The sequence below is a fragment of the Thalassospira sp. A40-3 genome (genome assembly GCF_015871485.1).
Classification (GTDB): Bacteria; Pseudomonadota; Alphaproteobacteria; order Rhodospirillales; family Thalassospiraceae; genus Thalassospira; species Thalassospira tepidiphila.
Window position 1 is genome coordinate 1,347,962 of the sequence record NZ_CP065428.1, and the last position, 22,239, is coordinate 1,370,200.

General features: G+C 54.1%; 21 protein-coding genes. 9 read left to right on the plus strand and 12 right to left on the minus strand.

The genetic code is table 11. The annotated features are described in order from the left end of the window. Window positions 1-7: 7 nt before the first annotated feature. The 4 genes from fabG (at window position 8) to mltG (ending at window position 3,507) form a co-directional block, all read left to right on the plus strand. Window positions 8-748 carry a 3-oxoacyl-[acyl-carrier-protein] reductase gene (gene fabG / locus IT893_RS06045; RefSeq protein WP_197147181.1) on the plus strand — a complete coding sequence of 247 codons (741 nt, stop codon included), beginning with the start codon at window positions 8-10 and terminating at the stop codon, window positions 746-748. 170 nt (window positions 749-918) lie between these two features. Further along, window positions 919-1,155: an acyl carrier protein gene (locus IT893_RS06050; RefSeq protein ID WP_008890547.1), complete on the plus strand. Its 237-nt coding sequence runs from the start codon at window positions 919-921 to the stop codon at window positions 1,153-1,155. Window positions 1,156-1,243: 88 nt separating this feature from the next. Next, complete coding sequence (gene fabF, locus IT893_RS06055; RefSeq protein WP_064781619.1) at window positions 1,244-2,503, plus strand: beta-ketoacyl-ACP synthase II; 1,260 nt, start codon at window positions 1,244-1,246, stop codon at window positions 2,501-2,503. Window positions 2,504-2,532: 29 nt separating this feature from the next. After that, entirely contained in the window at window positions 2,533-3,507 is a 975-nt protein-coding gene (mltG, locus tag IT893_RS06060) for an endolytic transglycosylase MltG (RefSeq protein WP_197147182.1), read from the plus strand. Window positions 3,508-3,571: 64 nt separating this feature from the next. Here the strand turns inward: mltG and IT893_RS06065 are convergent, their stop codons facing one another. Continuing rightward, window positions 3,572-4,363: an SDR family oxidoreductase gene (locus IT893_RS06065; protein ID WP_197147183.1), complete on the minus strand. Its 792-nt coding sequence runs from the start codon at window positions 4,361-4,363 to the stop codon at window positions 3,572-3,574. Between the two features lie 192 nt (window positions 4,364-4,555). Between IT893_RS06065 and IT893_RS06070 the strand changes: the two genes are divergently transcribed. Both IT893_RS06070 and gmk read left to right on the plus strand, forming a co-directional pair. Beyond that, window positions 4,556-5,440, plus strand: coding sequence for a YicC/YloC family endoribonuclease (locus IT893_RS06070; protein ID WP_197147184.1), 885 nt, complete (start codon window positions 4,556-4,558; stop codon window positions 5,438-5,440). Window positions 5,441-5,460: 20 nt separating this feature from the next. After that, window positions 5,461-6,093: a guanylate kinase gene (gmk, locus tag IT893_RS06075; protein WP_197147185.1), complete on the plus strand. Its 633-nt coding sequence runs from the start codon at window positions 5,461-5,463 to the stop codon at window positions 6,091-6,093. Window positions 6,094-6,117: 24 nt separating this feature from the next. Here the strand turns inward: gmk and rsmA are convergent, their stop codons facing one another. From rsmA to IT893_RS06110, 7 genes are all read right to left on the minus strand, one after another. Continuing rightward, complete coding sequence (gene rsmA / locus IT893_RS06080) at window positions 6,118-6,987, minus strand: 16S rRNA (adenine(1518)-N(6)/adenine(1519)-N(6))-dimethyltransferase RsmA (RefSeq protein ID WP_197147186.1); 870 nt, start codon at window positions 6,985-6,987, stop codon at window positions 6,118-6,120. A 5-nt stretch (window positions 6,988-6,992) separates the two neighbouring features. Beyond that, entirely contained in the window at window positions 6,993-8,009 is a 1,017-nt protein-coding gene (pdxA, locus tag IT893_RS06085; RefSeq protein ID WP_197147187.1) for a 4-hydroxythreonine-4-phosphate dehydrogenase PdxA, read from the minus strand. Window positions 8,010-8,036: 27 nt separating this feature from the next. After that, entirely contained in the window at window positions 8,037-9,317 is a 1,281-nt protein-coding gene (locus IT893_RS06090; RefSeq protein ID WP_197147188.1) for a peptidylprolyl isomerase, read from the minus strand. Window positions 9,318-9,323: 6 nt separating this feature from the next. After that, on the minus strand, window positions 9,324-11,492 hold the full coding sequence (locus IT893_RS06095) for an LPS-assembly protein LptD (RefSeq protein WP_252724092.1): 2,169 nt from the start codon (window positions 11,490-11,492) through the stop codon (window positions 9,324-9,326). A 21-nt stretch (window positions 11,493-11,513) separates the two neighbouring features. Continuing rightward, window positions 11,514-12,617: an LPS export ABC transporter permease LptG gene (gene lptG, locus IT893_RS06100; protein ID WP_064781610.1), complete on the minus strand. Its 1,104-nt coding sequence runs from the start codon at window positions 12,615-12,617 to the stop codon at window positions 11,514-11,516. Further along, window positions 12,614-13,732 (minus strand): LPS export ABC transporter permease LptF, encoded by a 1,119-nt coding sequence (gene lptF, locus IT893_RS06105; protein ID WP_287450890.1) that lies wholly within the window; start codon window positions 13,730-13,732, stop codon window positions 12,614-12,616. The genes lptG and lptF overlap by 4 nt, the downstream gene beginning before the upstream one ends. Before the next feature lie 214 nt (window positions 13,733-13,946). Beyond that, a complete protein-coding gene (locus IT893_RS06110) occupies window positions 13,947-15,713 on the minus strand; it encodes an acyl-CoA dehydrogenase (RefSeq protein WP_197147190.1) in 1,767 nt (588 codons plus the stop codon). A 381-nt stretch (window positions 15,714-16,094) separates the two neighbouring features. On the opposite strand from IT893_RS06110, the gene IT893_RS06115 reads away from it, so the two are divergent. Further along, entirely contained in the window at window positions 16,095-17,597 is a 1,503-nt protein-coding gene (locus IT893_RS06115; protein ID WP_252724093.1) for a S41 family peptidase, read from the plus strand. Between the two features lie 85 nt (window positions 17,598-17,682). Here the strand turns inward: IT893_RS06115 and IT893_RS06120 are convergent, their stop codons facing one another. The 3 genes from IT893_RS06120 to IT893_RS06130 all read right to left on the minus strand — a co-directional run bounded on the left by IT893_RS06120 (window position 17,683) and on the right by IT893_RS06130 (window position 20,216). After that, the gene (locus IT893_RS06120) at window positions 17,683-18,552 is read right to left on the minus strand and encodes an NAD(P)-dependent oxidoreductase (RefSeq protein WP_197147191.1); all 870 of its coding nucleotides are present in this window, start codon (window positions 18,550-18,552) and stop codon (window positions 17,683-17,685) included. Between the two features lie 123 nt (window positions 18,553-18,675). After that, a complete protein-coding gene (ppk2, locus tag IT893_RS06125) occupies window positions 18,676-19,728 on the minus strand; it encodes a polyphosphate kinase 2 (protein WP_197147192.1) in 1,053 nt (350 codons plus the stop codon). A gap of 245 nt (window positions 19,729-19,973) precedes the next feature. Further along, window positions 19,974-20,216: a DUF1127 domain-containing protein gene (locus IT893_RS06130; RefSeq protein WP_197147193.1), complete on the minus strand. Its 243-nt coding sequence runs from the start codon at window positions 20,214-20,216 to the stop codon at window positions 19,974-19,976. Between the two features lie 138 nt (window positions 20,217-20,354). On the opposite strand from IT893_RS06130, the gene gcvA reads away from it, so the two are divergent. Then, the gene (gene gcvA / locus IT893_RS06135; RefSeq protein ID WP_197147194.1) at window positions 20,355-21,302 is read left to right on the plus strand and encodes a transcriptional regulator GcvA; all 948 of its coding nucleotides are present in this window, start codon (window positions 20,355-20,357) and stop codon (window positions 21,300-21,302) included. A 2-nt stretch (window positions 21,303-21,304) separates the two neighbouring features. Here gcvA and IT893_RS06140 read toward each other — a convergent pair whose 3' ends face one another. Continuing rightward, on the minus strand, window positions 21,305-21,721 hold the full coding sequence (locus tag IT893_RS06140) for a DUF1489 family protein (protein WP_064781603.1): 417 nt from the start codon (window positions 21,719-21,721) through the stop codon (window positions 21,305-21,307). Window positions 21,722-21,937: 216 nt separating this feature from the next. On the opposite strand from IT893_RS06140, the gene IT893_RS06145 reads away from it, so the two are divergent. Continuing rightward, window positions 21,938-22,231, plus strand: coding sequence for a DUF2849 domain-containing protein (locus IT893_RS06145; RefSeq protein WP_008890566.1), 294 nt, complete (start codon window positions 21,938-21,940; stop codon window positions 22,229-22,231). The last annotated feature ends 8 nt before the right edge of the window (window positions 22,232-22,239 follow it).

Below are 22,239 nucleotides of genomic sequence, written 5' to 3' on the forward strand. Positions count from 1 at the left end.
AAAATTTATGTTTGATCTTGCAGGGAAAACAGCACTCGTAACCGGTGCGACCGGCGGTATCGGTGGCGAAATCGCCAAGGTTCTGGCGGGCGCCGGTGCGAAGGTTGCTCTGTCGGGGACCCGTCAGGAACGCCTCGAAGCGGTTGCTGCCGAAATCGGTGGCAACGCGGTTGTTGTTCCGGCCAACCTTTCGGATAAAGAATCGGTCGATGGCCTGATCAAAAATGCCGAGGAAGCCCTCGGTGGTCAGCTTGATATTCTGGTCAACAATGCCGGGATTACCCGTGATCAGCTTGCCATGCGTCTTAAGGACGAAGACTGGCAGGCGGTTCTTGATGTGAACTTGACCTCTGCCTTCAAGCTTGCGCGCAATTCGCTGCGCGGCATGATGAAACGCCGCCACGGCCGTATTATCAACATCACCTCGATCGTTGGTGTGACCGGCAACCCGGGCCAGACCAACTATGCCGCAGCCAAGGCCGGGATGATCGGTTGGTCAAAATCGCTGGCGCAAGAGGTTGCGGCGCGCGGAATTACGGTTAACTGTGTGGCACCGGGCTTTATTACCACGGCCATGACCGAAGAACTCGGAGATGCCCAGAAAGAAAAGCTTTTGGGCGGTATTCCGGCAGGTCGCATGGGCGACAGCAAAGAGATCGCGGCAGCGGTTCTGTATCTTGCAAGTGACGAAGCAGCTTATGTCACAGGACAGACCTTGCATGTGAATGGCGGAATGGCGATGATTTAACCCGTTGCGGGTTGCCTTCTTTTCTGTTTAAAAGAGGCCGCTATACCAAATATTGAAACTGGCGATTGTTCGTTGCCGGTTTCCGGTTCCCGGGAACTCCTTCAATAGGGGGACACAACGGGTACCACGTGTAAACTAACTGACAGAAAACCTATTGAAGGATTTGAGCTATGAGTGATGTCGCAGATCGCGTGAAGAAGATCGTTGTCGAGCACCTCGGTGTTGAAGAAGACAAGGTCACTGAAAACGCAAGCTTCATCGACGATCTGGGCGCAGACAGCCTGGACACCGTTGAGCTGGTTATGGCGTTTGAAGAAGAATTCGGTTGTGAAATTCCGGATGACGCGGCTGAAAAAATTCTGACCGTTAAAGACGCGATCGACTTCATCGAAAAGGCGGACAGCTAAGTTTGCTGTTAGACATGGGCGCCTAGAGGGCATCCTCAGGCGCCCTTTTCGTCTTTGCTGGATTCATAGAATAAAGGCGTAATGCGGGATGAGACGCGTAGTTGTTACCGGTATTGGTGCTGTTACTCCGCTTGCTAGCGGGGCACAGAATACTTGGCAGAAACTGCTGAACAGCCAATCCGGGATCAAAAGCATCGATACGTTTGACGTGTCGGATATCCCTGCCAAAATCGCAGGCCTCGTGCCGCGCGGTGAGGGTGACGGACTTTTCAACGCTGAAGATCATGTCTCGATCAAAGACATGAAGAAAATGGACGATTTCATCGTCTATGGGATTGCTGCTGCTGATCAGGCGATTGCGGATTCTGGCTGGAAGCCGGAAACCGACGAAGATCAGGAAGCAACCGGCGTTTTGATCGGTTCGGGGATCGGTGGGTTGCCCAAGATTTCCGAGGCAACTGATCTGGTCAATAACGGCAAGACCCGTCGTGTCAGTCCGTTCTTCATTCCGTCTTGTCTGATTAACCTGGTTTCAGGTCAGGTTTCGATCAAACACGGTCTTAAAGGTCCGAACCATGCGGTGGTTACCGCCTGTTCGACCGGTGCACACGCCGTTGGCGACGCATCGCGCATGATTATGCTTGGCGATGCCGATGTCATGGTTGCGGGTGGTGCCGAAGCTGCTGTTTGCCGTCTTGGCATGGCGGGCTTTGCTGCTGCACGTGCGCTTTCGACCAGTTACAATGACACACCGACCGAAGCATCCCGTCCGTGGGATGAAGGCCGTGACGGTTTCGTCATGGGCGAAGGTGCGGGCTGTGTTGTTCTTGAAGAATACGAACACGCCAAGGCGCGTGGTGCCAAGATTTACGCCGAAGTTGCTGGCTACGGCATGTCGGGTGATGCTTATCACATCACCGCACCGGCCGAAGACGGCAATGGCGGCTTCCGTTCGATGCGCAATGCCATCCGCAATGCGGGTCTGAACCCGGAAGATGTTGATTACGTCAACGCACACGGTACCTCGACTCCGCTGGGTGATGAAATCGAACTGGGTGCGGTCAAACGCCTGTTTGGTGATCATGCCCAGAAAATGTCGATGTCTTCGACCAAATCGGCAACCGGTCACCTTCTGGGTGCGGCCGGTGCGATTGAAGCAGTGTTCTCGATCCTTGCGATCCACGAAGGCGTTGTTCCGCCGACGTTGAACCTGCGCAATCCGTCCGAGGCATGCAAAGGCATCGATCTGGTTCCGCTTGAAGCCAAACAGCGTAAAGTCAATGTCGCTCTGTCGAACTCGTTCGGCTTTGGCGGCACCAACGCATCGCTTGTTTTCAAGGCCGTTTAAACAGCAGAGCAACCCCCGGGAGCATTCCCTTGAAGCGTTTTCTGCTTTTTATTGGCTTTCTGATCATCACCGCTGCTCTCGCCACAGGTGGGGCAGCGGTGTATGTTTATGTGCAATACACATCGCCCAGCAATTTGGCGCAGGAGCGTGACATCATCATCCCGCAGGGGACCGGTGTCCGCGGTATTGCCGAGATTTTCCAACGTGAAAACATCATCACCGAACCGCTGATCTTCCTTGCCGGGGTTCGCGTCAGTCAGCTTGACCGGTCACTGCGTGCGGGGGAATACCACTTCCCGGCCCGGGTCAGCCCGAAACAGGCTGCTGAAATTCTGGCCTTTGGGGATACGGTCAAACGGTTTGTCACCATCCCGGAAGGTCTTCGTTCGGGCGAAATCGTCGATCGGATCAATCTGGTTGACGGATTAAGTGGCGAGATCGCTGATATTCCGGCCGATGGCACCTTGTTGCCCGAAACCTATCAGTTCTCGTTTGGGGATACGAAGCAAAGCATCATTGATCGTATGCGCGCAGCCCACGATGAAATGGTCAAACAGCTTTGGCCGGGCCGTCAGGACGGATTGCCGTTCGACACCATTGAAGAGGCGGTTATTCTGGCATCCATCGTGGAACGCGAAACCGGTGTTGCTGGTGAACGGGCGCGGGTTGCAGGCGTGTTCATCAATCGCCTGCGACGCGATATGCGTCTGCAGTCTGATCCGACAGTTGCCTATGCGCTCAGCCCGGACAAGCGTCTTGAACGTCCTTTGACACGCAAGGACTGGCGTTTTGAGAGCCCCTATAACACCTATGTCACCAGCGGCCTGCCGCCCGGACCGATTACCAATCCGGGGCGCGATGCGTTTTATGCCGTGCTGCATCCGGCTGCGACCGAAGATCTGTACTTCGTCGCAGACGGGACGGGTGGGCATGCCTTTGCCAGAACCCTTGATGAGCATAATCGCAACGTTGCCAAGTGGCGGCGCATCCGCGACGGGCAGTGATCACGACGAAGAGTTTGGACCAAATGATAAAGGCGGCATCAATCGGATGCCGCCTTTATGCTTGCTAGTGTTTGCCGTGGCTATCGGGCGATGATGTTTTCTTCGGGATCTGGGATGCCGCAAGATCCATCAACCATTGCGGTGTCATCTTAAGCATTCCGATGATCAGGTTCATTTGCCACGGGAAGGCGATCATGCCCTTGTTGCGTTCAAGGCCCCGCACGATCTTCTTTGCGGCCTTGTCGGCCTGCATGAAGAAGGGCATCGGGAAATCATTGGCATCAGTGATGCGGCTTTTAACAAAGCCCGGGCAGATAACATTGACCTTCACCCCATCGGGCGCCAATGCACCACGCAATCCCTCGCCGTAAACCCGGACAGCCGCCTTGCTGGCGCAATAGGCCGGGGCAGAGGGCAATCCACGCCAGGATGCCTGGGAGGCGACCAATGCGACCTGACCGCGTCTGCGCGCACGCATGACCTTGATCGCCGGATCAACCGTGTTCAGGACACCGGCAACGTTGGTGGCAAAGATATCGCGAACCTGTTCGGGGCTTTCGCCAAGGCCACCCGTACCTGCCGAAATGCCGGCATTGGCAATAACGAGGCTGAGCTGCGCAATTTCATCGCAATGGGTGACATAGGCGTCCATGGTTTCGCGAGACGTCACATCGAGAACATCGGCATAAACATTGGCCCCGGCGGCGCGGCAATCATTTTCCACCAGTTGCAAGCGTGTTTGATTGCGACCGCTGATAAAAAGGGTCACGCCGGTGCGCGCGAAATGGCGGGCCAGGGCAGCGCCAATACCCGAACTGGCACCGGTGATCAGAATGGCATCGTACTGAAAGGACATTGTTGCTCGTACTGGGTTTTGAAATAAGGAAATTGATTTTTGCGGAACATGCTGCAGCAATAGGGCAGCATTATGAAATACGGCTTATGTTTACCATATTGTCGTTATCGCGTGATGATCGGTGTTCACCCTTGGCGGGACACGGGCCAATGGTTATAAACGCCCAAACACAAAAGCGAACTGGATGAAAAGATGACCGTTTCAAGCATGACCGGATTTGCGCGCGTTGATGGCGCGGCCGATGGTTTCGGCTGGACCTGGGAACTGCGCAGCGTCAATGGCAAGGGGCTTGATGTGCGCCTGCGTCTGAATGGCGGGTTTGAGCGTCTTGAGGCCAAGGTGCGCGATGCGGTTTCCAAGCGGTTCAAGCGCGGCAATATGGGCGTGACCCTGAATGTTACGCGTTCCGGCGATAGCAATGCTTATTCGGTGAACCGTGAATTGCTTGCTGAACTGGTCCAGATTGCCGAGGAGTTTGATAATACCAGCAGCCTGTCGGCAGGCACCATTGCAGATTTGATGAATGTGCGCGGCGTGCTTGAGGCCTATGAGCCACAGGAAGACGAAGCAACCCGGGACGCCAATGATGCCGCCGTGCTGGCAAACCTGAATGAGGCGATTGATCAGATGGCCGCCCACCGGGCAGAAGAAGGCGAAAAACTTGACGCGATGCTGCGTGGCCATGTCGATAAAATCGAGGCAACTGTTACACGTGCTGAAAATTGCGAATCAGCGCGCGCAGACGCCATCAAGGATCGTCTGAAACGCCAGGTCGAAGAATTGATGGATGCGGGCAAGTTCGATCCCGAACGTCTGCATCAGGAAGCGGCGATCTTGGCAACCAAGGCCGATATCCGCGAAGAGATTGATCGTCTGAAAGCCCATATCAGCGCAGCACGCGATATGTTGACCAAGGGGGGCGCAATCGGGCGCAAGCTTGACTTCCTGTGTCAGGAGTTCAATCGCGAGGCCAACACGCTTTGCTCAAAGGCCAATGATATTGAACTGACCAATTGCGGTATGGAGCTTAAAGTGATCATTGATCAGCTCCGCGAGCAGGTTCAGAACGTCGAATAAGCGGCAGGGAAGGAAACATCATGATCGATCCGCATAACCGCCGTGGCGTGATGCTGGTGTTCTGTGCGCCGTCCGGTGCCGGCAAAACGACCATCACCCGTCAGTTGCTTGAAAACGATGACAAGATCTCCTTGTCTGTGTCGGCAACAACGCGTTCGGCCCGCCCCGGTGAACAAGAAGGTACCCACTACTTTTTCAAATCGGTTGATGAATTCAAACATATGATCGCCGATGACGAACTGCTTGAATGGGCAGAAGTGTTTGGCAACTACTATGGCACGCCGATTGGACCGGTCGAAAAGGCACTGTCGGAAGGCCGCGATGTGTTGTTTGACATCGACTGGCAGGGTGCCCGCCAACTGCGTGACAAGGGCGGTGATGACTTTGTATCGGTCTTTATCCTGCCACCGTCATCGGGTGAGTTGGAGCGCCGCCTGCGTGATCGCGGACAGGACGCCGATGACGTGATTATGAAACGCATGGCCAAGGCCGGTGCGGAAATCAGCCATTGGGAAGAATTTGACTATGTGCTGATCAATGATGATCTCGATCGCTGCATCGCCGATGTTCAACACATTATCGGTGCCGAACGGATCAAGCGCGAACGCCAGACAGGCTTGCCGGGCTTTGTCAAAAAGCTTCTGACAGACTGATACCAAGATAGGAAAATGGCTGCTTTACGAAGCGGCCATTTCATCATGAACCTGTGTCAGGCGGACAAAATCCGCAACACTAAGCTCCTCGGCCCGGACGGTTTCGGTAATCCCGGACTTAGCAAGCAATTCACCCACATTGATGTTCAGGGTCTTAAGGCTTGCGCGCAGCATCTTGCGACGTTGACCAAACGCGGCCTGGGTAATTTTGGCAAGGCTATCAAGACTGATGTCTGTGCCGCGATCCGCCTTTGGACGAAGTTGCACGACGGCCGAGGTTACCTTCGGCGGTGGGGTAAAAGCACTGCGATGGACATCAAACAGGATATCGCAGTCACACAGATACTGACACAGGACCGACAGACGCCCATAAGCCTTGGTCTTCGGGCGGGCGACGACACGTTCGGCCACTTCCTTTTGAAACATCAGGGTCAGGCTAGCGAACTGATCAATCTGCATCAGCCAGCCCAGCAATAGTTGCGTGCCGACATTATAGGGCAGGTTGGCGACGATCTTGCGCGGGGCCGGGCCCAATGTTGTGACATTGACCTCAAGCGCATCGCCATCAATGACGTGCAGCGCACCGGGATAATGATTGCTGATCTGTTCCAAAACCGGTTGGCAGCGCGGATCACGCTCGATCACGGTCAGGTTCTTTGCACCGTTAAACAGCAATGCACGCGTCAGGCCGCCGGGCCCCGGACCGATTTCAATCACGGTGGCATCATCAAGCGGTGCGGCCGCACGGGCAATGCGCCCGGTCAGGTTCAAATCAAACAGGAAGTTCTGGCCGAATTTCTTTTGCGCGGAAAGATCATGAGTTGCGATCACTTCGCGCAGCGGCGGAAGGCCATCATTGGCAAGCTTGCCAGTATTGTCATTGTCTTCTGACACGTCGGTCAGGCTCCTGTCGCAAGGCGTTTTGTCGCCATTTCTGATGCCATTTTCAGGGCCGCAATCAGGCTATCAGGGCGCGCGATGCCTTTGCCGGCAATATCAAGCGCGGTGCCATGATCGGGCGATGTTCTGATAAATGGCAATCCCAGCGTGACATTCACACCACCATGGAAATCAAGCGTCTTGACCGGTATCAGAGCCTGATCATGATAGGGGCAGAGCGCCACATCGTAATTGGCCCGTGCCTCTTCATGGAACATGGTATCCGCCGGAAGGGGACCGATGACATCCACGCCCTCATCACGCAGTTGTTTGACGGCCGGGGCCATGATGGTTTTTTCTTCGGTACCCATCGTGCCATCTTCGCCCGCATGCGGGTTCAGCCCAGCAATGGCAAGGCGCGGCTTGGCGATCCCGAAAGCATTTTGCAGGGACTGATGCGTGATCCGGCAACGCTCGACAATCAGCTCAGTTGTCAACTGCGTCGGAACATCCTTGAGCGGGATATGGATGGTTAGCGGCACCACGCGCAGTTTGCTATTGGCCAGCATCATGACGGGGATTGTGCCCGGTCCTGCGAGCTCTGCCAAAAACTCTGTATGACCGGGATGGCAGAAGCCCGCTTCATACAATGCGCTTTTCTGGATCGGGTTGGTGACGACGGCACTTGCCTTGCCCGTTCTCGCCAGTTCGACGGCCTTTGTGATGCTTTCAATCACGACGCTTGCGGTTTTTGGTGATGCTACACCTGAAACAACTTCGGTTGCGCTATCTGTGATTTCCAGAACCGGCAGGGCATCCTTAAAAACGGACGTGGCTTCGTCGATTGTCTGGATCACGCGCAGTGGAACATCAGTACCACTTCGGGCGATTGCTTGAGTGATCATGCTGACAGGCGAGATCAGGCAAAATGGTGCTATCTCATCTTGCGCACGACGCAGCCATGCCTTGATGGCAAGCTCGGGGCCAATGCCACCTGGCTCGCCGATCGTCAATGCGATGGGTGCGCGTTCTGTCATCTTGCTATCGAGGTCCTGTCGACCGGATCAGATCCGGATATCAATAAATGCCTGACGGCGCAGTTCACGAAGTTTGCGACGTGCCAGGATATCAAGACGTTCCAACCGCAGACGGTTTTCAATGTCCTGACGGCTGGGCAGGTTGCTTTCTTCCGTGACGTTACAAATCATCACCATCAATGCACCGCCATCAACCCGGATAATGTTGGATGGTGTTCCTTCATCAAGATTGGTGACAGCTTGGCGGATTGGCCCAGAAAGTTCGCCGGGCGAAATGCCTTCCATCTTGCCGCTCAGATCAGATCCAAGGTCGACAGCGACATTCGCCATGGCGTCACAGGTATTTGCCGTTTCACGGGTGTTTTGCAGGACTGCGATTTTGGCGTCAATCTGGTCTTGGGGCATGTCACCGCTAATCGGGACAAACAGTTGATAAAGGTCCAGTCTGGTGTCGGTGACAGCGTCGGTGTCACCAACGCGACGGTCCAGCAGTTTGACGATGTAATAACCGCGGACGGTCTGGACCGGCGCACTTACGTCACCGGGTTGCAGCTGGTTGACGGCCTGCTGCAAGTCAGCCGACATTTCACCGGCATAAAGCCAACCAAGGTCACCACCATTTGCGGCACTTGCACTGGCTGAAAACTGTCGCGCCAGACCTGCGAAATCCGCGCCCTTGTTCAGGGCATCACGGATTTCTTGCGCAGTTTGGTAAACGCGTGTGCTGTCCTGCGGATTGTCGACAGGCAGGAAGATTTCCTGAACGCGGTTACGCGGCTTGTTCTGGTTGCTGATGATGCGCTCAAGCGTGTCGTCAATCTCGGCTTCGGAGATCTGAACTTCACCGCGCATACTGCCGAGAACTTTTTGCCAGGCGACCTGCGGGCGGATTTGATTTTCAATCGTTCCGGACGCGATTTTCCGTTGCGACAGATACCTGTCGAGCATGCCGTCCGGAAGGCCGGCATTCTGTTCGATCATTGACTTGCCGCGCGCGATGTCTTCATCGGTCACTTCGATGCCGCGACGCTCGGCTTCTTGGAGTTGCAGCTTTTCATTGATCAGTTGCTGCAAAATCTGCGGCGCCATCTCGTTGCTGCGCTGAGGTGTCATCTCGATGTTGGAGGAGACGGCAACAAGCTTGATGCGTTCAACCAGATCGATGATCGAAATCGGTTCGTCATTGACAACCGCAGCGACGCCAACTGGCGACTGGGCGCGGACAGGGATCGCATACGTTAGAAGCACAATAGCAGTGAGTAGGGCGACGAGTTTTGCGTTATTGAGCATCGAAAGTTTAAAAAACATCTTTGGTTACAACCCGGCTGCAGATTCGAATTCGCCCAGTGTCTTAAATACAAGACGGAAAATAAAGTCGTCGGACTCTCCTAGGTCCTGATCACGATAGAAGGTTCGGCGGATGCGTCCATCAAATATGAAACACTCGTCCTCATAGACGAATCCGACACCGTATTCTAGCGGGTCTGATTGATCGATGTCGTATCGCCCATATGCACGCCCAGACCAATACTCGCTGAATTGCCGTTGCGCCTGAAAATAGAACTCTTCACGTTCATCAAATTCTTCACTGCCAGCGTCGTCGGTGAAATGAACATAAGTAGTATTGATACGCAAGGTGTCCATTGAACCGGCACTTGCCGTTACCTGATTTCTGCGAGCCGAAAAATCCTCGTTTGAAAGACGATAACGGTAAGTGAGATCAAGGTACCGGTTAGGCGCCACAGTTACGCGCCCGACATAGTCTGAAAGATGTTCATCTAGTCCGGAGCCTGCTGCGAAAGTATCATTTTCATTTGCGCGGTAGCTTTGGCCAAACATCGCGCTGGTATAGCCGCCCTGAGGTCCGTAGATACCCCACTCAAGGCCATAACTTGCCCTGAAACCGTCCTCTGCGCGATCCAGACCGCCAAACCTGTCATGGGAGAACAAGTTGATGTCATCCAGTTCAAATGATTGCGAATCCTCGTTCGGGATCTCATCCGGATTACCGCCGTTCGGAGACCAAGCTGCCATGGCGATTGGGGTTATGACTTGTTGGTACTGCCCTTGGTTGCTTACGAACGGCATCTGCCAGTCAATTGCAGCCAGTGGCAGCAGGCGTCCCGTATATCCACTGTAGTTTTCTCTATTAGTGCGAGATACGTCTGATACGAGGTAGTTGTCACTTCGGACGGAGAGACTAAGCTTGGTGACATCCCCCATTGTGCCGACGTGAGGGAGCTCCCAACCGGCTTTGGCAGACACACGATGCGAATTGGTACCCTCATCGCGGGTCAAGGAGAGGCCATCCAAGTCCAAGGTTGTTATACTACCGTATTTTGCTGGCGCGGATTGTCCGTGAAACTGCAGATGCGGCAAAACAATGGGGGTCGTGTCCCGGTCATCATCACTCTTCAGCCCTTGGAAGTAGTATGCATCAGCGCGCGTGTAGCTGGCGCCGCGAAACCCCTCGGAAAATAGATTCGAAGTCAGGACGGAAGGTGAGCCAAACCCATACCGTGAAAGATATGTTTTTTCTGATGCTTGTTCGGCGTCAAAGCCCCAACGCCACGTCGGATCGATATCAAACCGTCCTTTGGCATCAATATGGCCTTGCCAGTCATCCTCACTGTCTCTTGTGACGCTGTTGACGACGTCGAATTCTCCAATGTCCAGACGCTGTCTGTACTCGGTTGCGAGGACAGGACCTTCATCGGTTGTGTAGGTCGGCGTGAAAGTCATGTCCTTGCTTTCGTCGATCGACCAGTAATAGGGTTGGCTGAAGTAGCTTCCAACGTGGCTGGTGCTGCCGAATGACGGTGCAAGCAAACCTGACTGCCGTTTTACGGTGGGGTCTGGATGCTGAAAATATGGGGTGTAGAGAACAGGAATACCTGCGACTTCAAGACGAGCGTCTTCGTATTCCACGGTTTTACTATCTGAATCATGCAGCACGCGCGCCGCGCGAATGCGCCAAAGCGGTATTGAACCACTTCCATTGTCTTCGCAAACGTTGCAGGGGGAATAAACTGCTTTGGCAATTTCGGTAAAGTTCCCGCCGCTGCGGCGGGCACCTGCACCGGCGATCCGGGTGTTCTCATCCAACAGGACATAAATGTCCTGAACGATCCCTTCCTTGAAATCGCCGCTCAGTTCGACGTAGCTAGCGAAGGTGACTTCGCCCGTCGGTTCAGTGATACTGACATTTCCCGAAGCCGTGAGAACATCCTGTGTTCGGTCATAACTCACCGTATCCGCAAGCAATATACGTCCCTCCCGGGAAATTTCGACATTCCCACGCGTGGTGACAGTTTGGAGTTCCTGATTGTAATCGACCTCGTCGGCACTGAACAAAATGGCTGGTTCCGGCGTAGGAACTTCTGAGCCAGTTGTTTGTGCAGTGGCAGAATGCAAGCTCGCAAGACCACCAGCAAGGAAAATCCCACAGCCCAGAATGGTGCTGGTCACAAGTTTTTTTATCATTCCCCCCGCCATGACCATAGGCTAGCCATCCTCAAGATGTAGCAATGTTGTAACCCCGAGCAACAGAGAAATTCCAGCTGGCGCCCACGCCGACAAAATCGGAGGAATTCCGCCGGAAACGCCCAAAGCTGAAATCACATCCGTGCAAAAATACAGAATGAAGCCGGTTGCTACCCCCCCTCCGATAACAAGGGATGCGCGCCGACGTCGAGAAAATTTAAGGCAAAATGCAGCCGCGATCAAAACCATGGCACATAAAAGTAAAGGTCTCGACAACAGGCTGTGAAAATGGATGCGGTGACGGGTGGCATTAAAACCAGCGCGTTCAAGCAGTGTGATGAAGGGCTTCAGATCCCAGAATGACATCGTTTCCGGTGAAGCGAAACTGTCCTGTATCTTCCGCGCAGTCAGGTTCGTTGGCAGCATCATTTCTTCTGCAAACGTGCTGGCCTGACCAGGGACGAAGCTCCATGAATCATAGAAACGCCAAGTTCCCGGTTCGAGAACAGCCCGACCGGCATCGACCCGCATCGTGAAATCATCCGCATCTTCAAAACGGAAGATTGTCACGTTTCGAAGATCAAGTTGGTCGCCCTGCTGGTTGCTGACCGATCGTGCAAAAATAACTGCCTGACCATCTTGGGTGCCTTGACGTAACCAGAGACCGCTTGAAGACAGGTTCATGACACTTGCGTTGTTCTGCAAATAACGTGCTTCGAGCGTTTCGTATTTCTGTAGCAGAATCGAAGATAGAGGATTGAGTGCACCTACCTGAATGCTGCCGAGAATTAGAGCGCACAGAATTGGTGGGAGCATGAATTGCCATGCTGAAACACCCGCCGCGCGCGTCACTACAAGCTCCTGATTGCCGGTCAGTTTCCAGAATGAAAACATCGAACCGAACAGGACGGCAAAAGGAAGGACCTTCTCTGTCATGAACGGGATTCGACTGGTTGCCATTTGCAGTACAATGCCGACTGTGGCGTCGGGCTTGTTGCCCGCCCGCCGGAGCAGTTCAATGGTGTCACCGATCAGGATTAAACCGATCAGGAGGGCAAGAATAGCCAGAACTGAAATCAGGACATGCTTGCCGAAATACCATGTCAGAAGCGGTGAAATCCTCATGCTTCTGCCTCTTGGCTTATTGCGCGCCGCGCCTTGATCACTGGGCCGCGGAATGTCCAATACAGCCCCAATGCAATTGGGATTGCTGCATTCATGTACATCAATGGAACGAGAGCAGGATTCTTGGCAGCCAAATTTTTCACCGCAATGCCTGTTGCCTGACAAACGACCATCACACCAATCGCAACCAACAGTCTTCCCGTTTGGCCGCGTCGCGAGAAACTGCTTGAAACAAGAACGGCCAACGCGATGCTGGCAAAGGAAATGGCATTCAGGGGAGAGATCAGGCGATCATGTCCCTCTGCTCGGAAAGAACCCAAGTCGTGTTGTGCAATATCCGGTGGTGTTCCCGTTAAAAGATTATACACACTGCGCTCGCGGGCTTCCTGATAACGCAGTCCTTCTTCCGCAGAACCTTGCGCAATATCAACCGCATAGCGATCGAAATAAAGAATCGACATGGTGCCATCCTCGGCATTGACTTCTTGGCGGTTGCCATCGAGCAGTACAATACGTGGACCCTCGTCAGTCCTCAGCAAGGCGCCATGTTTGGCCATCATGGTCGTTTGGGCATCGGGCTCACGTGCGTCATGCACCAGAATGCCCAGCAATTCGTTATCGCGACCGACCTCGCGAACGTAAATGGTCAGGCCGTCAATGTCGGTGAAGCTGCCTTCCTGCAACAGCACCGATGAGAAATCATTGCGGATCGAGAATTGCAGTTCCTTGAACTGTGTGTAGCTGTAGGGAAGGTAAAACAGTGTCAGGAAATAGCAGACTGCCGTCGACAGAAGTGCGACAATCAGTGCCGGCTTGGCGAGTGCCCACTGGCTCAATCCCGCCGAGCGCATGACGATGAGTTCGCGGTCCTGTATCAGTTTGTTGTAGGTAAAGACAATAACGAAAAACAGGGCGATCGGAATAATGATCGTCAGAAAGCTTGGCAGCAGCAGGGATGTCAGCTGCAAAAAGACCGAGATCGACAAGCCCCGATTCACAATCATTTCAACAAAGCGCAAGCTTTGTGAAAGCCAGATCACACACAGAAGCCCCAGTGTGACAAAGACCATCATGATCAATTGCTGTTTGAGCATATATCGGGTTAAGCGATTCATTGGGCGGATTATAGAGAAGCAATCAAAAACCGAAACAGGAAATTGTCGTCAAACCCGTTCAAATCTTGCGGGATTTCCGAATGTTGGTCGGTCGACGTGGTTAAGATCGGATGGGTTGAATAGGTGCACTAAAAAAGTCGCACCACCGTTCTGCATTTGCGGAGATGGTGCGACGTTGTGATGGTTAAAAAGCGCGGCAAAATTATGACTGCGGTTAAAGCAATTCCGTTTCCGTACAATTCCTGATCTGTGCCGCCATGAAAGCAGCCTCTGGCAGGAGTTGAGTGAAAAAGAACATACAGCTTTTTTTCTTTGCCTTGCGCAGGTCTTCTGGTGTTTCGGTGTCGTTCAGAGCGCCAAGAGAGCGCAGCATCAGCCATCCGGAAATGCACAGGGCAGCCTGACGCAAATATGGTGTGGCAAGCACTTGTGCCATATCAGCATCCGCAGCACAGCGTTCCAACACGCACTCCGTTGAATTTTCGAGATCGACGATTGCGTGATCCAGTTCACGGCGTGCCTTGGCGAGGTCGCTTGTTTCATCGATATCTTTCAGGCTGCGGATCGCCTCCTTGATATCTGCAAGCATTGCCGTCAGCGCAGTCGCCTTATCCCTAAGCACCTTGCGTCCGATGAAATCAAGCGCCTGAATGCCGTTGGTGCCCTCATAGATCGGGGCAATACGGGCGTCGCGAAGGTGCTGGGCTGCCCCGGTTTCCTCGATAAAGCCCATGCCGCCGTGGATCTGCACACCAAGCGATGCATTGTCGACGCCAATATCCGTTGCCCAACCTTTGACCAGCGGAATCAAAAGGTCGGCACGCGCCTGTGCTGCCGCACGATCCTGTTTGTCAGAAAGATGGTGAGCAAGATCAAGCTGCGCGGCGGCATAAAGCGAAAGTGCGCGCGCGGCATCGGTCGAGGACCTTATGCGCATCAACATGCGCTGTACATCGCCGTGGACTGCGATCGGCGCCTCTTCGCCGGTTTTGGCATCCCGTCCCTGTTTGCGCGTGTTGGCATAATCAAGCGCCTGCTGATAGGAGCGTTCGGAAATGGCGACACCCTGTTGGCCAACGGCAAGCCTTGCGTTGTTCATCATGGTGAACATATAGGCCAGTCCCTTGCCTTCTTCGCCAACCAAAAAGCCGGTCGCACCGCCTTTGTCGCCAAACTGCAGAACCGCCGTCGGGCTGCCATGAATGCCAAGCTTGTGTTCAAGCGACACACAGGTGACGTCGTTGCGTGCGCCGATTTTACCACTGTCCGAGACCAGATATTTGGGAACGATAAACAGTGAAATGCCTTTGACACCGGCCGGGGCATCGGGCGTTCGGGCCAGAACAAGATGCACGATGTTCTCGGTCATCTCGTGATCGCCATAGGTAATGAAGATCTTTTGGCCGGAAATTTTGTAGCTGCCATCCTCTTGCAAAACGGCTGTACTGCGCACTTTCGAGAGGTCCGATCCGGCTTGTGGTTCGGTCAGGTTCATGGTGCCAGTCCATTCACCTGATATCATGCGCGAAAGATACAGTTCACGCTGTTGGTCCGATCCATGGGCAATAAGGGCCTCAATCGCGCCGGATGTCAGCATCGGGCAAAGCGCAAACGCCATGTTTGCCGCCTGCCACATTTCGGCAACTGCAGCGCCAAGCAATATTGGCAAGCCCATGCCGCCCTCGCTTTCCGGCGCGGATATGCCTTGCCAACCGCCTTCACAGAATTGCGCATAGGCCTCGTTCCAGCCCGTCGGTGTGCGAACAGTACCGTCCTCACGAAGTTTTGCGCCTTCCTTGTCGCCGGCGCGATTGAGCGGGGCGAGGACGGAGGCTGCAAATTTCCCAGCTTCTTCAAGGATTGCGTCAACCAGATCCGCACTGGTTTCACCATAGGGCGGCAGGTTGGAAACCGTATCCAGCCCAATCACGTCATGGATCAGAAAACGGATATCTGAAATGGGGGGCGTAAAGTCGCTCATGAAAAAAGACGTCTCCCTGAAATGTGAGCCGCCCGCTCGGAACAGTCGGCTTTTTGCCAACCTTGTTTTATTGCCTCGTAGCATAACGACCCGATCCCGCAAGATCGAGTCTGATTCGTGCAGTCGGGCAAAAGGACACATTCAACATTGGTTTAAGTCACGCTTTGTGGCTTTCACACTGGCGAAATGACAAAAGACTACCGATATGTTCCCAAGACCCGAGTTTGATGCCTTAAACAGGTAAAAGTTGCGTGATCTGGCATCTATTATTTGCCAAGGGGTCGCCAATCGAAAAAAGGCAGGCTAGACTTGTCGTTGTTCAAGGCCAATTGATGTTCAATATGCATTTGGTCGAAAAAATCGAAGGACAGGAGCAAGCTGTTGCTGCGTAAAGGAATATTGCCAATTTTGTTTGCGGTGGTGATTTCGTTCGCCGGGACAAGACTGGTGGCCTGTGCCGGACCGGCATGGCCAAGCGATGAAGAACGCAGATTTCTGGACGCTTACCGCACCAGCGTGACCGCTGGCGCCAGCGAAGAACAGTTTGCCCATGCCGACAAGCTTTACGTCGAAGCACTTCAGGTCCTGTCGGAAACTTATGTCGAGCAAATTGATCGCGTGGCGTTTGTCGATAACAGCATTGCGATGTTGGGCGACCTTGAAACCGATGACACATCGCCGATCGGTGTGGTTGGTGCGGTGCTTGATGACAGTCTGCATGACCTTGATCCGCACAGTGCGTATATGACCGACGATATGTTCCGTCGCCTTCAGGAAAGTACAGAAGGCAGCTTTGCCGGTGTCGGGATCGTCATTGCCCTTGATGATGAAAAGCGCATCCGGATTGTCTCGCCGATTGATGATACACCTGCGGCACGCGCCGGTTTGCGTCCGGATGACCGGATTACCCACATTGATGGCTACCAGATGGTCGGCGAACCGATTTCAGAGGCCGTGCGTCGGATGCGTGGCCGGGTCGGGGATCCGGTGACCCTGACCATCCAGCGTGTCGAAGACAGTTTTGATGTCACGGTAAAGCGTGCCCGGATTGAGGTGCCCTCGGTCACGGCAAGTATCATTGATCAGGATATCGGTTATATCCGGGTGTCGCGGTTTGATGCGACCACACTCGACCAGACTCAGGAATATTTGCGGGAACTCGAAGACCGGATCGCATCGCCACGCGGCATTATTGTCGATTTGCGCCGTAATCCGGGTGGGCTTCTCGATAGTGCGGCAGATATCGCCGATCAGTTCCTGACAGAAGGTCTGATCGTTGCCACCGAAGGACGCGGTGAGCGCAAACTGAGGAGCTACGAAGCCGACCGGTCCGATTTCTTTGAGAAAGTGCCGATGGCAATCCTGCTTGATCGTGGTTCGGCATCCGGTGCAGAGCTGATGGCAGCGGCCCTCCGTGAAAACGGTCGCGGCATCATCATCGGAGAGCGGTCCTTTGGCAAAGGGTCGATGCAGCGCATCATGCCGCTGACTTCGGGCGGCGGGCTTAAAATCACCACCGGTTACTACACCACACCTGAGAACCACATTGTGCAGGGCCATGGTGTGATCCCGGATATCGAAATTACGCTTGCTGATGCCGAGGAATTCGAACGCGAGATTGATCTTGAGCACGCACTGCCTTCGCGCCGTCGCGATCCGCGTCAGTCATTGGCAACCCTTGAGGCCACCAGCTGCGAGCAGGATATCGAGATCGAACGCCTTGGCAAATCGAGCCGCGAGAATCTAGAGGAAAATCTGGCAGACGGTGAGGGTGAGAAACCCCTTCGCGATTCCGTTCTTGAATGCGCGGTGGGCTATTTCGATAAAGGCCCGCTGGCAAACTACCGCAATCAGATGGAGCCGCTGCTGCGCGCAGGTCTCTGATCGGTATCGCCTGATATCGTATCAAAAAAGCGCGACCTTAACGGGTCGCGCTTTTTGTTTTGTCGGTCTGATGCCAGGCGGCAGTTTAACCGCGTGCCAGCAAATCAATCAGGCTTGAGGTGTCCCAACGGTTGCCGCCGCGTTCCTGCACCTGGGCATAGAACTGGTCAACCAGGGCCGTGACCGGTAAACGGGCGCCATTGCGTTTGGATTCTTCAAGGCAAATGCCCAAATCCTTGCGCATCCAGTCAACGGCAAAGCCGAAATCAAACTTGTTCTCGACCATGGTGCTGCCGCGGTTTTCCATCTGCCAACTGCCAGCGGCACCCTTGGAAATAACATCGAGGACCTTTTCCATATCAAGGCCGGCCTTAACGCCGAAATTGACACCTTCGGAAAGGCCCTGAACCAGACCGGCGATGCAAATCTGGTTGACCATTTTGGTCAGTTGGCCGGAACCGCTTTCACCCATCAGCTTGCAAGATTTGGCAAAGGCATCAATGACCGGGGCAGCGCGATCAAACGCATCCTGATCGCCGCCACACATGACGGTCAGAACGCCATTCTCGGCACCTGCCTGACCACCGGAAACCGGGGCATCGATGAATGAAATGCCCATATCCTTGGCCGCAGCATAAAGTTCGCGGGCGACATCGGCCGATGCGGTGGTGTTGTCGATCAGGACAGAACCCTTGTCCATACCGGCGAACATGCCGCCATCGTCCAGCATGACGCTGCGCAGATCGTCGTCATTGCCGACACAGGAAAAGACGAATTCCGCACCCTTTGCCGCCTCGGCCGGAGTGGGGGCGGACGATCCGCCAAACTCGGCCACCCATTTTTCTGCTTTGGCTGAAGTACGGTTGTAAACGGTAACGTCGTGACCTGCTTTTTGCAGGTGACCGGCCATCGGATATCCCATGACACCCAGACCGATAAATGCACATTTTGCCATTGTTTGCCTCCCGAAGGTTTATATGCCTCCAGTAAAGGTTGCAGCGCGGGCAATGTCAATGAACGCAAATGTTACCGCGACAATGTTTTCACCATCCGGAAGACCAGAGACTGAGCGATCTCGTCAATCCTCATCAAGTTCCTCGGCGACGCTATGAATGATCCGGCGGTCATATACAAGGATTTCCGGCCGTTTTCCGGGGTATTCAAACTGCGACAGATAGAACCGGATGGCGTTGATGCGCGCACGTTTCTTATCATCTGACTTGACGATCACCCACGGGCTGTCGGTGGTGGAGGTATGGAAGAACATGTCGCGTTTGGCCTCGGTATAGGAATCCCAAAGGTTCTGGGAGGCCAGATCAACCGGGCTGAGTTTCCATTGTTTGAGCGGATCGCTTTGGCGCTGTTTAAAGCGTCGTGCCTGTTCTTTTTTGCTGACCGAGAAATAGAACTTGGTCATGTGGATGCCGGATCGGATCAACATGCGTTCAAGTTCCGGGACGGATTGCAAAAACTCGCTGACGTCAAACATGCTGCAAAAGCCCATCACACGTTCGACCATCGCACGGTTGTACCAGGACCGGTCAAACAGGGCGATCTCGCCGCCGCTGGGCAGATGTTCGATATAGCGTTGGAAATACCATTGCGTCAGTTCGCGGTCGTTGGGTTTGCCAAGGGCGACGATCCGCGCACCACGCGGATTAAGGTGTTCGGTAAAACGTTTGATCGTGCCGCCCTTGCCAGCGGCATCGCGCCCTTCAAAAATGATCAGCGATTTGAGGTTCTCTGCCTTGATCCAGTTTTGTAGCTTCAAAAGCTCGATATGAAGCGAGGCAATCAGTTCCAGATATTGCTTCCCCTGCATCTTTTTTGCCCGTGCCTTCGGGTTCAGGTCGATGTCGGGTGGAAGCTGATCTTCCGGAATGTTGCGCAGGTTCTGGCTGGTTGTTTTATTTGGGCCGGAAGGATGATCGTCAATCCGGTCCATGGTCAGATTTTCGGAGTCCAGCAAGAAGTGGTCCTTTGCCTCAGTATCAAGTTTTGAAAGCGCATCGGTACGGTTGGCCGCAGATCGGCTTTTACCCGTGCGCCGTGTTGCGTCACCGAGCACATCATTGCTGTCCTGCTTGGCTGTTTTCACGGTTTTCTTTGACGTTTTCTTTTCCGAGGTCATGCGCCCGATTCCGCCGGTTGTGGTCAGATGTAGCCATAACTTTGCGGGATTATTGAACTCATCGCAATGCAATGGATCAAATTACGACCAGTTGCGCGCTGTATGAATGTGACGCACGAAAAAGCCCGGTCAATGTGAGGGCATTGACCGGGCCAAGGGTGGGGTGTGCGGTGGCACGAAGGGTGGATCTGTCTTGCGCTGTGTTCCGTGGGGGCGGGGTAATGCAGGACAGATACCGCGCAGGGTTATCGCAGCGGGAAAGACTGCCGGTATTCTTCTTCAGCCTGGGCACGGGTGATCCCGATGTCCGCAAGCTGCTGATCTGACATTCTGAGCAACATCCGACGTTCTTCACGAACCGCAAGCAACCGTGCAAAGCGGTTTGAAAGATCATTGAGGCGGCTAACAAGGGTGCTGACGAACGTACGGATACTTGCTTTGGGCGGGCGCTCCACGGCAGACGGAGCAGGGCTAAGTGAATAAGCCATCATTCTCTCCATGAGTTAATATTGCTAATGCAATGTTTGCTGTTGAAGCCATATTGCGGCTATATTTCGAGCGCGACAAACGAGTATTTCTGATCGGACGGATTAGGAATTCTAATTCATGATATTGGAGTGATATCCATGCGGCTTCCGCCTTTGCAGTCCGTGCGCGCCTTTGATGCCGCTGCCCGCCATCTGAGCTTTACCAAGGCTGCCGAGGAGTTGTTTGTCACGCAGGGTGCGATCAGCCAGCAGGTCCGCCAGCTTGAGGAATATCTTGGTTTCAAGCTGTTTCATCGGTTGCCGCGTCAGATCCATCTGACCGAAGAGGGCGCGCAACTGGCCCAGGCAACCACAGCAGGCTTTTCATGCATTGCCGAGGAGATCGAACGCCTGACCACGATTGAGGAAGCCGGTGTGGTAACGGTCAGTGTGTTGCAAAGTTTTGCGGTGAAATGGCTGGTGCCGCGTCTGGGGCATTTCCGCGATGCGTATCCTGATATTGATGTCCGCATTCATGCCGATGACCGGCTTGTCAATCTACGGACCGAGGGCATTGATCTCGCCGTTCGGTTCGGCAGTGGCAATTATCCGGGGCTGGTGTGCGAAATGCTGATGCGAGACGAGTCTTTCCCGGTGTGCAGCCCGGCCTATCTTGCCGCCAATCCGGAACTGAAAGAACCGGCCGATGTCGCCGGGCACCAATTGCTTCATGATGCCACCACCTTTATGGATCACCCGCATGCCGCCGATTGGGAATTCTGGCTCAACGGTGTCGGTGCCGAAGGTGTCGATGTCAGCCGCGGTCTTCGATTTAACTCCGGCGACATGGTCATTCAGGCCGCCCTGATGGGGCAGGGGATTGCCATGGCGCGCACAAGTCTGGCCGCCCTTGATCTGGCGGCGGGAAATCTGGTGCGACCGTTTGCGCAAAGCGTTGCCTCAAGCGGGGCCTATTATCTGGTGTATCCGGAGGAGCACCTGAGACGCCCACGCGTAAAGGCATTTGTCAGCTGGCTTAAAAATGAAGTGGCTGAAACCTTGCGCGAAATTGATCCCGATGAGGCGGACGCCCCTGTCGAGGGCTGAGCTCAGATTAACCCAAGGTCACGTAATTCGTCGGCCATGTCATCGGGCAGGGCGTCAGTGCCGCCGCCCTGTTTTTCATCCGGCGGGCATTTGTCATCGGGGAAATAGCGCCATCCCTGAAACGCGCGGTGCGGATAGGGACGGGTGGCGATCAATTCCTCGTCCAGAACGATGCGGCAATATTTCGTGCCTTCTTCATTGACGTATTCTTCAAGATCAATGACCTGCTGGCGGCAGCGCACCGCCCCCTTGATCACCCAATAAATTGATCCGCCATCAAGAATCTCTGCCTTGCGTTTGGGTGTCATGCGTGTGGTGTGGAAAATACGCCCGTGCATGGCCTGAAAATAGGTCTGCCATTCCTTCAGGCTTTCGGGGCTTTCTGTACCGACGCTCAGTTTGATGATGTTCAAAGGCATATCAGGAGGGTTTCTTGTGCGGTGGTGTTCAATGACTGATGAGGTAGAACCCGTACGCCGAGCGGTCAATAGTGGATTATTAAAACACAAAAATAAGTGTAATATATGATATTTCACAAAAAAACTTGACCAATAAGGGGTAATCAGCCAAATTCTGGTGCAGAAAAGGTCCGATACAGGACCAAACCCGAGAGATTTACAGGCTGAGAGAACCGAATGTCCCTGCAAGTTGTCACGGCAAACCGTCTGGAAGACGGGTTGGTGGTGTTCCTGACCAGCGATGGTAGCTGGAGCGAAAACATCAACGATGCCCGCATCGCTGACGGCAAAGAGGCCGCAGATGCGCTTTTGGCTGAAGCCAGTGCACCCGAACTCGATATCGTGATTGTCGGGCCGTATCTGATTGATGTCGAACAGCAGGGAGCGGATATCGTGCCGACAAAATACCGCGAAGTTCTGCGCACCAAAGGTCCGAGTGTCCGCGAAGACCTCGGCTATCAGGCGGTATAAGGAGAGCC

Excerpts from the sequence above, each read along its gene's own strand:
- IT893_RS06090 (WP_197147188.1), bottom strand. The coding sequence starts at position 9,317 with ATGTTTTTTAAACTTTCGATGCTCAATAACGCAAAACTCGTCGCCCTA.
- IT893_RS06130 (WP_197147193.1), bottom strand. The coding sequence starts at position 20,216 with ATGGCTTATTCACTTAGCCCTGCTCCGTCTGCCGTGGAGCGCCCGCCC.
- pdxA (WP_197147187.1), bottom strand. The coding sequence starts at position 8,009 with ATGACAGAACGCGCACCCATCGCATTGACGATCGGCGAGCCAGGTGGC.
- lptF (WP_287450890.1), bottom strand. The coding sequence starts at position 13,732 with ATGAATCGCTTAACCCGATATATGCTCAAACAGCAATTGATCATGATG.
- IT893_RS06120 (WP_197147191.1), bottom strand. The coding sequence starts at position 18,552 with ATGGCAAAATGTGCATTTATCGGTCTGGGTGTCATGGGATATCCGATG.
- IT893_RS06140 (WP_064781603.1), bottom strand. The coding sequence starts at position 21,721 with ATGCCTTTGAACATCATCAAACTGAGCGTCGGTACAGAAAGCCCCGAA.
- IT893_RS06110 (WP_197147190.1), bottom strand. The coding sequence starts at position 15,713 with ATGAGCGACTTTACGCCCCCCATTTCAGATATCCGTTTTCTGATCCAT.
- fabG (WP_197147181.1), top strand. The coding sequence starts at position 8 with ATGTTTGATCTTGCAGGGAAAACAGCACTCGTAACCGGTGCGACCGGC.
- ppk2 (WP_197147192.1), bottom strand. The coding sequence starts at position 19,728 with ATGACCTCGGAAAAGAAAACGTCAAAGAAAACCGTGAAAACAGCCAAG.
- IT893_RS06095 (WP_252724092.1), bottom strand. The coding sequence starts at position 11,492 with ATGATAAAAAAACTTGTGACCAGCACCATTCTGGGCTGTGGGATTTTC.
- IT893_RS06050 (WP_008890547.1), top strand. The coding sequence starts at position 919 with ATGAGTGATGTCGCAGATCGCGTGAAGAAGATCGTTGTCGAGCACCTC.
- IT893_RS06065 (WP_197147183.1), bottom strand. The coding sequence starts at position 4,363 with ATGTCCTTTCAGTACGATGCCATTCTGATCACCGGTGCCAGTTCGGGT.
- gmk (WP_197147185.1), top strand. The coding sequence starts at position 5,461 with ATGATCGATCCGCATAACCGCCGTGGCGTGATGCTGGTGTTCTGTGCG.
- fabF (WP_064781619.1), top strand. The coding sequence starts at position 1,244 with ATGAGACGCGTAGTTGTTACCGGTATTGGTGCTGTTACTCCGCTTGCT.
- lptG (WP_064781610.1), bottom strand. The coding sequence starts at position 12,617 with ATGAGGATTTCACCGCTTCTGACATGGTATTTCGGCAAGCATGTCCTG.
- IT893_RS06145 (WP_008890566.1), top strand. The coding sequence starts at position 21,938 with ATGTCCCTGCAAGTTGTCACGGCAAACCGTCTGGAAGACGGGTTGGTG.
- IT893_RS06070 (WP_197147184.1), top strand. The coding sequence starts at position 4,556 with ATGACCGTTTCAAGCATGACCGGATTTGCGCGCGTTGATGGCGCGGCC.
- gcvA (WP_197147194.1), top strand. The coding sequence starts at position 20,355 with ATGCGGCTTCCGCCTTTGCAGTCCGTGCGCGCCTTTGATGCCGCTGCC.